Here is a 12,923-nt window from a genome sequence, read left to right as displayed (position 1 = left end):
CTACTTCGCGGCCTCCACGAGACCCTTCGACCCCACGGTTCCGCCGCCGGGTCGAGGGGTCTTCTGGATGGAGCGGGCGTCGCTCGGCTTGCCGAGGGAACCCGCAACGAACGACTCGCCCACCGCGGGCATGGTCTCGCCCGAGCCGAGATAGCGCAGCTCGTGAAAGCGATCGTTGCCACACGTGTCGGTGTTCGCCACCCGGAGTCCCGTCCGGACGTCTTCGCATCCGGCGGCGTACGCATGGCTCCCCCAATCGACGCCCGTGGCAACACGCGCGCCGACGAGAAGGACGATCGCAGCCACCACGATGACGGTGACGCGGCGAGCCCGCCTGTCGCGCCCCTCCTCGATCTCCTCGATGGGGACGAGCGCCGGAGCAGCATCGGCGAGGCTGCGCGTGATCGCTTGCCGGTGGCGCGTAGGGCGCACTCGACCGGCACGGGCCCAGGCCGGGGGTTCGGTGAGGGCCGCCCTCGTGAGCGGCGACATCTCGTAGAAGTTGCCCCGGAGATTCTCTCCGGGCTTCAGGGTGAGGTCCTGGTATCCACCGCCGTCGGGTCGTTCATCGCGGAGGAGGATGAGGATGCCCGTGGGGAGCTGCCCCGCGGCGATGCTCCCGTTGATCTGCTTCCCGAGTTCAACGAGGACTTCGTCGGTGGCGAGGTGCGGCGCGATCGCGGAGCCGTTGACGCGGACTTCGCCCTTGAGGGTGACGTCGATCGTGTAGCTGGGGATCACTGCTCCGCTCCCGTCGTCAGTGCGAGGCGCATCGTCATGTCTTCGATCTCGTGCGGGCGCGCGGCGTTGCGATCCAGCGTCGACCCGATGGCCAGAAGCGAAGTCTCGTCCGCCTCGTTCGGGTCGGCGCCAAGCCGTACCTGGAGTCGCCACTCGGCCAACCATTTCGCGTATCCGGTGTTGAAGTCGTCCTCTGTGTCGAAGTCGCTGATGTCCGGCGGGAAGGGCTGGTGGTTGTCAGCGACGAGTCGGGCCTCGTGAATCTGCGTGACGAACGGTCGGATGTTGGCGGGCGAGGGGAAGGCTCCGGAGTTCACGGCGAAGGCCTTGATGGCCTGCTTGGCCGTCGCGACGTCCGTGTCCGAGAAGACCTCCAGCCAGACCTCGGCGATGTCGGCGTTGTCGGCCGTGACGTTGCAGAGCGCGGTGAGGTAGGCGATGACCTCGTTTTCTTCGGCCTCGCCCGTGATGACGTGCTTCCTGGTCACTGTTTTGCCTTCCGTGCTCGCAGCTCGTCGAGAGCATTCGCCGTCGTCTGCTGGCGAATCTCGGTCTTCGTTTCAAGTCCTGTGGAGACGCCCGTGCGGGCGCTGATGTTTCGGACGGCGTCGGTCATGTCTGCCCTCCACCGCTTGGCGATGTCGGAGGCATCCATGGCGAACTTCCATGCCAGGCCGCCGAGTTGTTCTGGCGGGAACTTGGTGGGGCCAACCTCGGCCGCCTTGAGCGACCAGATGGAAAGCGCCCAGATGATCACGTGAGAGTCGTAGCGATCCATGATCAGCGTGCGAACCTGCTTGCCGAGCCGAGCGCGCGTCCCGGAGGGGACGATGATCCCGGTCTTCTCGTGCATCCACGATGACCAGCGGCCGATGATCATCTGCGTGTCGAGGCCGTCCGCCGTCTTCGGGGTGACCGGCGTCGCTGGCGCGCTGATCGGACGATCGGGAGCCATGGTCTTCATGCCGAAGAATCCAGGCTGAACCTGAACCGCATCCGTCTGGATCGGCTCGACGACGTACTCGATGTCGCGGGTGGCGTCAGAAGGGTGACTCATCTGCGCCTCCCTGCTTGGCGAGGGATGTCGTCGTGTGGGCCAGCCTCTTGCGGAGCGTGTTCGGGGCGATCCCCGCCTTCTCTGCGGCGGTGACGATCGAAACGCCCTCCGAGGTCGCGATGACGGCGAAGGTCATGAGGACGCGATCGATTCGCTCGGACAGCTCGCGCAGGATCGTGATGCCCTGGATGTAGTCGTTCGGGATGTCCCGGCTGAGACCGGCACCGGCGTCAGACCGAATCGACGAGACGAGCGTCGCGGCACTTCCGAGAGGCGGCGCAACATCAGCGGGCAGCTCCGTCATGTGGCGGATGAGCGGCTCGTAGGCGGAGTCGACGTCGATCGCGGGAAGCGTCGCGTCGGGGATCACGATGTCGACCAGGGACTTCGCGGCCACGGCGGGCTCGGAGTAGTCCTCGACGGCGTCTTCGATCGGGGCGTCAGGCAGCATTCGAGTCCTCCAGGGAACCAGAGGGGCCGATGAGATCACCGATGAACGCTTGGCGCATCATCGGTGCACGCTCGCGAATGGAGTGCTGAGCCATCAGCGACGCAGAGTTGGATGCGGTGCTGTTCATGGATGAATCCAGAGGTCGGGCGGATTTGGACAGAGGGCTGTCGTGGTCCTCGGGCAGGGCGCGAACTCTGCCGGTCATTGAACCGTAACAGCGGGCGAAGGGGCTCGACGGGGTGCACTTCTGCGGAGTCGGTCCCGTTTTCAAACTAGGCACCGGCACTGGCCCACTCGGCGCTGGTGGCAACGGTCGAGCGGCGGAGAATGTCCTCGGCCTCCTTGCCCAGGAGTTCGTGGATCAGCTCCTTGGCGAGGAGTTGGACGCCGTCAGGCTGGCGGATGGTCTGCTCTTCGCGGGCGAGCGAGAGGGCCAGCGCCCGACGGATCGGCTTGGAGCCGATGACGCGCGCGTTCTTGGCGAAGGCCTTGAAATTGTTACTCGTCCGGTAGACCATGCGGTCCCACTTGAGGAACGAGCGGATGAACGCGGCGCCACGCTCCGGGTCGTAGATGATGCTGCGGTTTTCGATGAGGCGGTCGAGGGCTGCGCGCGCCTGATCCTTGGTCATCCAGTCCTCGTAGACCTCCTCGTCGGAGTTGACGACGAAGTCGGCGATCCCGCAGATGTTGGCGCGGTGTCGCAGGATCAGGAAGAGCGTCATCGAGTAGATGTCGTTCTCCTTGGCGAAGTCCCCTCCAGCAACTCTCGGCCGTACAGCGGGAACCAGTGGTCCTTGGGTGCATGGCCGTTGGGCGCACGCTTCTTGCGCGCTGGGGCAGCAGGGGCTGAGGCGGGCGGCGCCGTGTCGGTCGGCATCACCGGAGCATCGATCGTCACGAGCGAACCTCCTCGGCGATGAGCTGGACGATGCCCTTGCGACCCCGATTGCCGGGGCGGTAGGTGATGAGGCCCTGCTCCTGAAGCCAGGCCAGGGTGCGGCGGGCGACCTGCGGCGTCACGTCCGCAGCGACAGCGAAGTCCGCGTAGGTCGTGTAGACGATGCCGTCATCGTTGGCCATGGAGACAAGGGCCTCGTGGACGTCGACGCGGCTGCCGAATCCGCGAAACTCTTGCGGCACCGGCTTGGCGACGAAGGGTGAAGTCGTAAGCATGTGTCTTAGAGTAGCAGGTTGCCGACAACTTGATGACAACTATCCGTCGGCAATCTCTCGAAGCCCGACTTCATCACGATGTGCCTGTGACGGCTCCGGCGTGTCGCAGGCGCTGCCGCCGCGGATCGAATGCCTGCCGAACGGAACTATTGACGCCAATTGGCTACAGAACTCTAGTTCGCTGCTGTGATCACGAACTGTAGTTCGGAACTATAGATCGCAACTGGTCCACCCAACAGAAAGAGAAAGAGAAAGAGATTACGCGGCTTCCGGAGGTGGTTCGGTCGAAGGGGCGTGCTGCGATCCGGGGTGGACTGCGGCAGCGTCGAGCGCGAAGCTCCTGACCCTGCGCTGTCCGACCTCACGGAGGACAGCTTTTCCGCCTCGCTCCGCTCTGGCGGTCGGTCCGTTGCGGAGCCCGCCTCCCCCTCGCTTCGCTCGGGTGAGGCGATCTCCACAACGAACCGAGGACGCGGACGCGCGTTCGCGCACATGCGCGCACGCGCACATCCGCGGGCGCACGACGAGCGCGAACGCACGGGTTCAAGGCCGGATCGGATCGAGGTGGCGACGATCAGAGCCCGGCGCATCACGTCACGGGTCGGCTCCAGAGCGGCGGCGAGGAAGCGGGTCCAGCGTCCATCACGTCACGATCGACGCGAGATGGTCGGGACCTGAATCCCTATGGCACTTTCCTGAAGAAACTCACAACCTGCTATACTCAAAACCGACCACGAGGAGATTCATGACATTCGCATCGGCACCCCAGCCCGAATACGTCGTGGAAGTGCTCGAAGGCACAGCAGACGACCTCGGCATCCCCTTGGTCGTTCTGGAGCCCGCAGTACTGAGTGCCCTTCGAGGGCTAGCCAGTCAGATGCAGCGACTGCCCAAGGGCGTCTCCGCGGCCGCGTTCGCGGAGTCGCTTCACAACGGCCTCGACGCACGACTGGCAGAGTCGCCCCTCCAGCCGGTCCTGTTCGAACTCGCCCCGTGAAATGCGTCACCTGCGGCGATAACCGCGCCGACCACTTCACGGATGCCGAGGGCTGCGAAGGCCCTGCGTGCATGTCCGGCCTGGACGCTGACCGGTGCCGCGCCTACGAGGCGGCCGCAAAGGCGCCTGCCGAAGTCGCTCGCGACAAGGCCAGCGTCGACAAGACGACTACCGGCTCGTCCCACCCCGAGACCGCCAAGGATGCTGGCCAGAAGGCCCTTCCGAACTCCGGCACGCAGCGACGCACCGCCTACGACCTCATCGTCGCCGCCAAGGATCGCGGGATGACAGACGACGAGCTGGAGCGGGCCATGATGAAGCCCCACCAGTCCGTGTCGGCCCGTCGCAACGAGCTGTGCACGGACGAGCTGATTCTCGATTCCGGAAAGCGGCGCCGCACCAAGAGCGGCCACGAGGCGACCGTCTGGATCGCAGCTCCTACCGATGGCTCCGCCTACCAGCCCGCCTTCGAGTTCGACACCCTTGACGTCGAGGATGAGGCGGAGCCGGACTTCGACAACCGCATCGTCGTCCTCGCCAGCTTCCTCGCGGGCAAGATTTCGCCGAGCATGGCCAAGAGCGACATGTGGGGCCTCATGAAGCTCGCCAAGGATGCACTCACGGAAGTCGGCCTCGACGTTGGCGCGGCGCCCGTGAAGCCCGTCGAGGAGACGTCGCTCGCGGCCTAGAGGACGAAGTCGTCCAGCGACAGCGAACCCGTGTTACCTGCGTCATCGCGCGGCACCGGGCCGCCGAGGTGCTCGATGACCTTGGAGTGCGCGTCTGCCTCCGTCATTGACGTGGGGAGGGCCGAACCGACGACCGTGTAGGTGTCGAGGGCGCCGGAGTAGGCGACCGTGACGATCGCGATCCCATTGGCGACAGCGGTGGCGATATCAAGATCGCCGGAGACGACGCCGACCTCGATCGTGTCGACGCCTTCGGAGGTGATCGTGGATGTCTGCATGAGCTGATCCAGTCAGGACTTCTTGCTGGGCGTCGGCGAGGGGGAGGGCGTGGCGGTCGGGCAGGCCTTCAGGAGCGCGCCGAGCTTGAGCTTCTCGCTGGCGGTCGCCGTGAGCTGGTAGGCGCCCTTGATCTCGACCCAGCGGACGGCGTACTCGCACTGGGCATTGGCTGCTGGCGGCACCCACTGGTCGGGCCCGCGATCGCCCTTACTGCGGTTCGCTGAGGCTCCGGCGGTGACCAGCACGAGAGGGTCGTTCGCGAACTTCTGGCGTTGGGCCGTCGTCCACTTCGATGCTCCCGAGCGCCAAGCGGCAGCGAGCGGGACGAGATGGTCGATGTCCATGTCGCCACTCTTGGTCGCCTTGGTGCCGGTGTAGGGATCGACCCAACTGCCCGAAGTGATCGAGCAGGTCTTGGAGTACTTCACGTCCTTGCCGTCGCGAATGAGCGCAGCTTCCCGCGAATCGCACGCTGCGGGCACGCCGCTCCACCCGTTGGCCGTGGCCTTCTCCCAGTGAGGGAACAGCTCCCGGCTATAGCCCGCCATCGACCCATCCGGCACCTCGGGGATCGTCGCCAGCGTGTTCGTCGCCGTGGAGATCGACATAGACGAGCCGTTGGCGAGAGAGGCTGCCGTGCCCGTGGCTGCATCGGCGGAGTTCCCTCCGAGGCCGAAGTTGAGCTTGCCGCCCGAGAGGCCGACGACGACGATCAGGGCGATGACGATGAAGACGGTCAGCTCTTCACTGTTGTTCGATTTCGCCATGGGTCGTCTGCCTATCCAAGGGGGCCGAGGCGTGGGCTACGAGGCCCGCGGTCGGCACGAGGAATGTCTCCCACACTGCGAGCTGAATGGGGTTCTGCCGTGCCGCGAAGGCTGGGTCAACGGCCACGAGCGCATCGTTGACAGACAGGGCCTCACAGCCCGAGAAGTAGGTCTGGAGTGCCACCTGCTGGTGCTCGTCAATTTGATAGCCGAGGACGATCTCCAGGGCACCACGAAACACCGAAACGTCGAGCATAGAAAAAGGTTATAGCGAAGCAGGTTGCGACAGGGAGACCTCTTCCGAACGGGACCGTCATTCTGGTTCCCTTTTCAAAGACGACGTTCACCGAGCCTCGAAGGGCCAGCCAGTGCAGCAGGAAACCACGCGCATCTACCTGGATACGCACAAGATCATTCAGGTCGGCCCGGGCTCGCCCGTCACCGTTCGCGACGAACTCGGTCGCCCCTTCGTGGCGATCGTGACCGCCATCAGAGAGGCAGAGATGCACCTAACCTTCACTCCGAAGTGGGCGGCCCGTCGGCTACCCCTCGCCCACCTCATCTCCGCGGGCAAGAGGCGCGTAGCCGACATCGCCCGAGTGCCCGACTTCCAGGAGGAGCCCACCCATGTGTAAGTCATGCGCCGAGTCGCCCACGGGGCAGCCCATCCGCTGCAACCGCAAGGACGGCTTCTCTGCGGAGGAGGGCACCGCTCGCACCCGAACGCGAGCACTGAATGCGATGGTCGATCAGCTCGACGGCGATGACGCGGTCGCTGCCGCGCGAGCCGCCGCGCGAGCGATGGACGCACAAGGGAGACTGGACCTCATGGCAGACCCTGATTCGGCACCCAGCCGCCCCGTGTTCGCCAACGCGCGCGCCGCCGCGGACGTTGAGCGCATCCTCGGCGAGTACCAGTTGCAGCACCCCGAGGACCCGATCCACTTCACGATCGACAACTACATCGCCGTCAGCGAAGAAGATCAGGCCATCGCGAACCAGTGGGTCCGCTTCACCATCTACTCGAAGGACATCGACACCCTCCCGAGCCGTCTCGCATTCCCCGAGGACCTGGACGCATCCTCGACCCCCGTCATCTCGTCGCTCTACGCACTGTCGACGGCACGAGCCCACATGGACGCCAACGGCGGCTTCATCAAGAAGGGCGAACAGAACGCCACGGCCGACGCTGTCGTCACGAAGTTCCGGCTACCCAAGGATGAGCGCCAGGCCTACCTGCTCGACACGAAAGAGAACTTCATCACGGGCTTCGAGTCTCGCGAGTACCTCCAGTCCATGACCCCGACCACCGACTTCGAACGCCGCGTCCAGGCCGTCGCCAAGAAGGAGTTCGTGGAGGAGCGCGAGCTGCCGCTGCTCGCAGCGGGCGCCAACATGTACGCACAGGAGCAGGAACGTCGCCGCCGCGACGAGGCCCGCGCCTCCCGGCCGCCCGCCGCGCCGAAGGAGCGGCGCGTCGGCGAGTGGCTCGGCAGCGAAGGCGGAGATGTCCACCTTGTGGGCAAGATCATCTCGAACCGAGTGGTCGAGCTGGACGGTGGCGAGACCACGCGCTACATGCACGTCGCCCTGACCGAGCAAGGTGATCGCATTCGGGTGTTCTCGGACAACTTCTACGTCCGAGAGGGCGACGTCATCAGCATCGAGGGTTACGTCGAGGAACACGTGTGGTTCGCGGGCAAGAAGCAGACCAACGTCACCGACGCCTACGTCAAAAAGGCCGACTCGCAGGTGGGTCGCTTCCAGTGACGCTCCCTTCCGGACCATGGACGGAGCGGGAGATGAAGCGGGCGATCTACTTCGCCTACCAGCAGCGCTACGCCGTCGTCACGGAAGTGTGCGCGTACGACGCTAACGAACGACGCATCGACGTACTGCTCTTCAACCCCCGCGAACGACGCGCCGTCGAGATCAAAGTCTCGCGAGCGGACCTTCTCCAGGACGTCAATCACCCCGAGAAGCAGGAACCCTGGCGCCAGCTCACCCACAAGCACTACTACGCAGTCCCGGACACTCTGCTCGCACTCGCACAGAGCGCCGTTCCGATGAACTCCGGCATCATCGTTGTGACGCGCGAGGGTGAGAACGCTTGGGGTGTCCGCGTGGCGCGTCCCGTTTCGGGCGGCAATCCAACTCCGCGAGACCTTCCGGCCAAGGCGATCGCTGCGCTCTACTACCGCCTGGCCCCACTCGAAGCCAACGTCAAAGGGCTCTCATGGGTCGGCAGCGAGGGTGCCGCCGACGCCGCCTCCGCGGAGAAGCTCGCGCGGTTGCAGCGAGACCTGGAGATCGCGCAGGGCAAGATCGCCGACAAGGACGACCAGATCGACGGCTGGAAACGGCGACTCGCGGCCGCCGGACCGCTTCCGTGCGCGCACTGCGGTGCGCCCGTCGTGCCCAATGGGAAAGCCACGGGGTCCGCCGACGCGGCGCCGCGGACGACTGGCGCCATAAGGACTCGATGGCGGAAGAGGTATGCCAGGGCATTCGACGTCGGGCTCTGGAAGCAGAAGAGGGCCGCGGCGTCTTCCGTGGAGTGCCGCCCTCCGTCATGCCGAGAGCCGCATAGCAACAACCTGCTACACTAAGGGAACTTGATCCCTAGGAGCAGTGTGACGTCGACGGCTGAAGCCAATGCGGCCCGCTACAAAGCGGACGCCGTGTCGCGCCTCGACTTCATGGTCGGCAACGCCGCCCTGATGCGCGAGCACCTGGGCGACGGCCTCGACATCGATACCAAGGACGCCCTCGACCTCCTGGCGCACGTCAAGAAGGCGCGACGAAGCCTGAAGGGCCTTGAGAACGTCCTCGAAGACGTCGCCATCGCCGGGATGGACCTCGATGAGAAGTTCGAGGTCCAAGGCGACGGTTACACGGCGATCCTGCACCAGGGGAGTGCTCGAAAAGAGTGGCGCTCTCAGGACCTGGCGGGCGCCATCGTCAACCGCTACGTCACCATCTTCACCGCCCGCTTTCCGCGGATCGACGCGAACGACGTGAAGACGATTGTCAGCGAGGTGATCTGGAACTTCCTCACCATCGTTCGACCGCAGTGGCGATCGCGCCCGCTTGCCGCAATCCAGCTCAACGCCGACGATTTCAGCCGTCGCGAGCCAGGCCTCGCGAGCATCGAAATCCGCGGCAAGGCCGCATACGACACCTACGAACCCGACGTGGAGAGCGATGACTGAGTTCCTGAACCGATTGGCCCTCGCTGGGCTGGCGCTCCTTGCGAATGCGGCACCTTTGCTCGCCCTGCTCGTCGTCGCCGGAGCAGCGCTTGCCGCCGTCTCTGCACTCGCGGGGGCGACGGTCCGCAACATGCAGGCGCGAGGGTTCTACGCGGACGCGAAGGAGTACCTCGCGGCCGCCCAGCTCTACGGATGGGCGGCGACCCTCCGTGCCATCGCCCTCGGGATGATCCTGCCCGCCATCGCGTTCAACATGCTCCCGCCATTGACGGCCCTCGCCTACTTCGTCCTGGCGGGCCTCTCGATAGCCGCTCGCGTCGTCCAGCTCGGACCCCTTCGCCGCGGCGAAGCGTCTGCGCAAGAGGCCCCCGTCGAGCCCGCCGAGGTTGCCGCGTGACCAATGCCACGACGACCACTCTCCGCGCCTGGGCCACGAAGGGCGAAGTCTTCCTCCAGGGTCCACGGAGCATGCCCGACAACGAAGTCCGCGCGCTCGGCTTCGCGAGCAAGCTCAAAGGGTCGTGGCGGCTCAACCCCGAGGCAGCACCACGCGTCATCGCATTTGCGCAGCGCCACGGGGGGACCGTCAACGATGAGCTGAGCACCCTCGCGGCGGAGATGGAGAGCATCGAGCAGGTCACGATCGAGCGCCGCGTCATCCACGTGCGGCGAGACTCCTCGACACCGAACCTCACGGACGCCATCCCCACGGCCTACGCGCGCCAGAACACGGCGCGCAAGTACTGGACTGTGCCGCTGTTCGACGCGCGCGCTGTTGAGGAATGGGCGGACAGGCACGGGCTGCGAGTGGCGCAAGAAGTGCGCGATGCCGCGAGGGCTCGCTGGCGAGACGAGATGGACGCGTTCCTCATCTCGAACGCCACGTCGCACGACACTCCGCCTGAGATCGTGGGCCTGAAGTCGACCTTGATGGGGCAACAGGTCGTTGCCGTCGCGGCGGCCGAGAGATTCCAGACCGTCCTCATCGCCGACGAGCCTGGACTGGGGAAGACGCTCGAATCCCTGGCAGCGCTCCGGGTCGCGGGCAAGGAACGGCTGCGCGCCGTGGTCATCTGCCCGTCGTCGCTGACAGCAAACTGGATCACCGAGACGATGACCCACTTCGAGTTCGGGACCTTCAACGGGTTCATCGCCGAAGGCCAGAAGCCGGGCTACATCCCCGGCAATGCCGACATCGTCGTCGTGGGTTGGGCGATCGTCCAGTTCTGGGCCGAGACCATCGCCGCGTGGCAGCCCGACGCCCTCATCATCGACGAGGGGCACTACGGGAAGTCCGGGGCTGAGACCTTCCAGAAGCGCCGCGAAACCAAGGTCGACTCCAGGGGCCGAACGCGCACCACCACGAAGGACGTCAAGACCGGCGGGACGCAGCGCGGCACCGGCTCGATGGCGATCTCCAAAGCCGTCACTGGTCGCAAGGGCGATGACGGCATGGTCCTCGTGCTTACCGGCACTCCCATCGTCAATCGCCCCATCGAAGTCCTTGCGCTGCTTGAGATGCTCGGCATCGACGACCTCTTTGGCGGCCCCGTGATGTTCAAGGAGCGATACTGCGGCCCGAAGGACGTCTTCATCGGCCCCGGCAAGGGCCCTCGGCGTGACGGCTACGTGCGCACCTACGACGGCGCCAGCAATCTCGCGGAGCTGAACACTCGACTGCGAGTGAGTGGCCACTATCTCCGTCGAACGAAGTCGATCATGGTCCAGCAGGGCGACCTGCCGGTCAAATACGTCGATGGAGCGGAGTTCTACGACCGAGAGGCGGAGCGCCGCCCCTGGTACATCACCCCCGCGCCCGAGGACATGGCTGCCTATCGCCAGGTCGAGGAGGAGACGAGCGCTTTCTTCGCCGACCAGGCCCGCGACATCGCGGAGAAGCTCAAGGTCGACCTCCTCAACGCCAAGGTGGGGGAGAAGCTCTCCAAAGAGGCCGCCGCGCACCTCTCGCGGATCGCGCACCTCCGACAGGCCGCCGCACGCGCGAAGGTGCCCTCCATCCTCGCCAAAGTCAACGAGCTGGTCGCCCGCGGGGAGAAGGTCGTCATCGCGGCTCACCACCGCGACGTCGTGGACATCTACGCCGACGCCTTCTCGGGGCTCCGGATTCAGGGCGGCATGAAGATCGAAGAGGTCGAGCGCGACAAGAAGCTCTTCAACGGCGCACCCGTCAGCGAGCATCCCGTCATCACCGTGTCGATCGAAGCGGGCAAGACGGGCCACACCCTTTGCAAACAGTCCATCGAGGGAGCCGGTCCCGCCTGCGCCTGGATGATCCTGGCGGAGCAGATTTGGGGAGCGGGCGACGAGGAGCAGATGACGGACCGCATCTACCGGATTGGACAGGATCGAGACGTGCACATCGTCAACGCCGTTCTCTCAGACTCGATTGACGTTGGCATCTACCGCTCCAGGGAGAAGAAGCGACGCATCATGCTTGCGGCGGTCGACGCCGTCGAGGGCGACGTCGAGAAGGACGGGAATCGAGGCATCACCACAACCCTCGCGCGGCAGGGCATCGAGCGAGGACTCACCGAACGAGCAGCGGCGTAGCCCTTAGCGACAACCTGCTACACTAAGGTAGTGATCACGGACCCCTTCGCCCCCATTGAAGTCCGCCCCCGCGTCAGCCGATCGGATCGATTCACCGAGGCCGATGCCGCAGGATTCGGCCCGGGCGACCGCGTCATCATGAGCGACCAGTGGGGCATCGAGCCCGTGGCTGCCGCGTTCCGAGCGCGAGGCGCCGAGGTCGTCGTCGCGCAGCACTGGCTGGAGACCGAGCACGTCTACTCCAAAGAGGGCCGAGAGGCCGTCACCCCGGAGTGCCCGTTGCCGGTCATGCAGATGGGTGGTCGACGCATCGGCGACTTCTTCGACCCTGCCTTCGCCGCTGCTTCGCGCACCGCTTTCGATCTGAGCTGGGAGTCACTTCACACCCCGCCGGACACGAACCCGGAGTACACCCAGGCGTCAACGCTGGTGCCCGACTCCTGGCTCCCGCTTCTGCCCTACCCGACGTTCAACCCGGCCCAGGTGGAAGCCTTACCCAACATCCTCGCCGACGAGTCCTGCATGGTCGTGGCTCCGACGGGAGCTGGTAAGACCGTCATCGGCATGACGGCGGCCCTCCACGAGATCAAGACTCGCGGGGAGCGGCCGCATGGCTTGTGCCCCAGCGGTCCCTCACTGCTGAACTGGATCGCGACCTTGAACTCTGGCGCGAGCAGGGGCTCAAGGTTGAGCGCCTGTCCGGCGAATTCGCCGTCGATGCGGCGGCCGTCGCCGAGGCGGACCTCCTGGTCGCCACGACCGAGAAGTTCGAGGCCCTCTGCCGCTCGGCCAGCCTCGCCGACGTCGTCAAGCGCGTCGGAACCATCGTCGTCGACGAGATTCACCTCCTCGGTGAACCGGGACGCGGCGCCACTCTCGAAGCCCTGCTCGCCCGTATCCGCCAGTCCACCGACGTCAAACTCGTCGGCCTCTCCGCCACCGTCGCGAACGCCGCCGAAGTCGCCGAGTGGCTTGACGCCACC

General features: G+C 65.6%; 18 protein-coding genes and 1 pseudogene. 9 read left to right on the top strand and 10 right to left on the bottom strand.

What is annotated here, in order from left to right:
* The 7 genes from QUE79_RS22995 to QUE79_RS22965 all read right to left on the bottom strand — a co-directional run bounded on the left by QUE79_RS22995 (position 1) and on the right by QUE79_RS22965 (position 3,425).
* Positions 1-741, bottom strand: coding sequence for a hypothetical protein (locus QUE79_RS22995; RefSeq protein WP_286347376.1), 741 nt, complete (start codon positions 739-741; stop codon positions 1-3).
* Positions 738-1,229, bottom strand: a complete 492-nt coding sequence (locus QUE79_RS22990) for a hypothetical protein (RefSeq protein WP_286347375.1) — start codon at positions 1,227-1,229, stop codon at positions 738-740. Before QUE79_RS22990 ends, QUE79_RS22995 begins: the two co-directional genes overlap by 4 nt.
* A complete protein-coding gene (locus QUE79_RS22985) occupies positions 1,226-1,798 on the bottom strand; it encodes a hypothetical protein (protein ID WP_286347374.1) in 573 nt (190 codons plus the stop codon). The genes QUE79_RS22990 and QUE79_RS22985 overlap by 4 nt, the downstream gene beginning before the upstream one ends.
* Positions 1,782-2,249, bottom strand: coding sequence for a hypothetical protein (locus tag QUE79_RS22980; protein ID WP_286347373.1), 468 nt, complete (start codon positions 2,247-2,249; stop codon positions 1,782-1,784). The genes QUE79_RS22985 and QUE79_RS22980 overlap by 17 nt, the downstream gene beginning before the upstream one ends.
* Positions 2,239-2,376, bottom strand: coding sequence for a hypothetical protein (locus QUE79_RS22975; RefSeq protein WP_286347372.1), 138 nt, complete (start codon positions 2,374-2,376; stop codon positions 2,239-2,241). The genes QUE79_RS22980 and QUE79_RS22975 overlap by 11 nt, the downstream gene beginning before the upstream one ends.
* 145 nt (positions 2,377-2,521) lie before the next feature.
* Positions 2,522-2,974 (bottom strand): hypothetical protein, encoded by a 453-nt coding sequence (locus QUE79_RS22970; RefSeq protein WP_286347371.1) that lies wholly within the window; start codon positions 2,972-2,974, stop codon positions 2,522-2,524.
* A gap of 172 nt (positions 2,975-3,146) precedes the next feature.
* Positions 3,147-3,425: a hypothetical protein gene (locus QUE79_RS22965; RefSeq protein ID WP_286347370.1), complete on the bottom strand. Its 279-nt coding sequence runs from the start codon at positions 3,423-3,425 to the stop codon at positions 3,147-3,149.
* 745 nt (positions 3,426-4,170) lie between these two features.
* Here QUE79_RS22965 and QUE79_RS22960 point away from each other — a divergent pair.
* Positions 4,171-4,422 (top strand): hypothetical protein, encoded by a 252-nt coding sequence (locus QUE79_RS22960; RefSeq protein ID WP_286347369.1) that lies wholly within the window; start codon positions 4,171-4,173, stop codon positions 4,420-4,422.
* 71 nt (positions 4,423-4,493) lie between these two features.
* The gene (locus tag QUE79_RS22955) at positions 4,494-5,111 is read left to right on the top strand and encodes a hypothetical protein (RefSeq protein ID WP_286347368.1); all 618 of its coding nucleotides are present in this window, start codon (positions 4,494-4,496) and stop codon (positions 5,109-5,111) included.
* Here the strand turns inward: QUE79_RS22955 and QUE79_RS22950 are convergent.
* Genes QUE79_RS22950 through QUE79_RS22940 form a run of 3 tightly spaced genes read right to left on the bottom strand, consistent with a single transcriptional unit; the run spans position 5,108 to position 6,413 of the window.
* Positions 5,108-5,389 carry a hypothetical protein gene (locus tag QUE79_RS22950; RefSeq protein ID WP_286347367.1) on the bottom strand — a complete coding sequence of 94 codons (282 nt, stop codon included), beginning with the start codon at positions 5,387-5,389 and terminating at the stop codon, positions 5,108-5,110. The genes QUE79_RS22955 and QUE79_RS22950 overlap by 4 nt on opposite strands.
* 12 nt (positions 5,390-5,401) lie before the next feature.
* Positions 5,402-6,157: an HNH endonuclease family protein gene (locus QUE79_RS22945; protein ID WP_286347366.1), complete on the bottom strand. Its 756-nt coding sequence runs from the start codon at positions 6,155-6,157 to the stop codon at positions 5,402-5,404.
* Complete coding sequence (locus tag QUE79_RS22940; protein ID WP_286347365.1) at positions 6,135-6,413, bottom strand: hypothetical protein; 279 nt, start codon at positions 6,411-6,413, stop codon at positions 6,135-6,137. Before QUE79_RS22940 ends, QUE79_RS22945 begins: the two co-directional genes overlap by 23 nt.
* Positions 6,414-6,525: 112 nt before the next feature.
* Here QUE79_RS22940 and QUE79_RS22935 point away from each other — a divergent pair, with 112 nt between their 5' ends.
* The 7 genes and pseudogenes from QUE79_RS22935 to QUE79_RS25995 form a co-directional block, all read left to right on the top strand.
* Complete coding sequence (locus tag QUE79_RS22935) at positions 6,526-6,792, top strand: hypothetical protein (RefSeq protein ID WP_286347364.1); 267 nt, start codon at positions 6,526-6,528, stop codon at positions 6,790-6,792.
* Between the two features lie 193 nt (positions 6,793-6,985).
* Positions 6,986-7,927, top strand: a complete 942-nt coding sequence (locus QUE79_RS22930) for a hypothetical protein (protein ID WP_286347363.1) — start codon at positions 6,986-6,988, stop codon at positions 7,925-7,927.
* A 32-nt stretch (positions 7,928-7,959) separates the two neighbouring features.
* Entirely contained in the window at positions 7,960-8,766 is an 807-nt protein-coding gene (locus QUE79_RS22925) for a hypothetical protein (protein WP_286347362.1), read from the top strand.
* Positions 8,767-8,790: 24 nt separating this feature from the next.
* Positions 8,791-9,369, top strand: coding sequence for a hypothetical protein (locus QUE79_RS22920; RefSeq protein WP_286347361.1), 579 nt, complete (start codon positions 8,791-8,793; stop codon positions 9,367-9,369).
* Positions 9,362-9,766 carry a hypothetical protein gene (locus QUE79_RS22915; protein WP_286347360.1) on the top strand — a complete coding sequence of 135 codons (405 nt, stop codon included), beginning with the start codon at positions 9,362-9,364 and terminating at the stop codon, positions 9,764-9,766. Before QUE79_RS22920 ends, QUE79_RS22915 begins: the two co-directional genes overlap by 8 nt.
* Entirely contained in the window at positions 9,763-11,940 is a 2,178-nt protein-coding gene (locus QUE79_RS22910) for an SNF2-related protein (RefSeq protein WP_286347359.1), read from the top strand. The genes QUE79_RS22915 and QUE79_RS22910 overlap by 4 nt, the downstream gene beginning before the upstream one ends.
* A gap of 138 nt (positions 11,941-12,078) precedes the next feature.
* Positions 12,079-12,836 (top strand): annotated as a pseudogene (locus QUE79_RS25995) (DEAD/DEAH box helicase); the annotation flags it as partial.
* Between the last annotated feature and the right edge of the window lie 87 nt (positions 12,837-12,923).

Origin of the sequence: Frondihabitans sucicola (genome assembly GCF_030296615.1) — a bacterium.
Taxonomy (GTDB): domain Bacteria; phylum Actinomycetota; class Actinomycetes; order Actinomycetales; family Microbacteriaceae; genus Frondihabitans; species Frondihabitans sucicola.
This window is presented reverse-complemented; position numbering and strand designations above follow the sequence as displayed.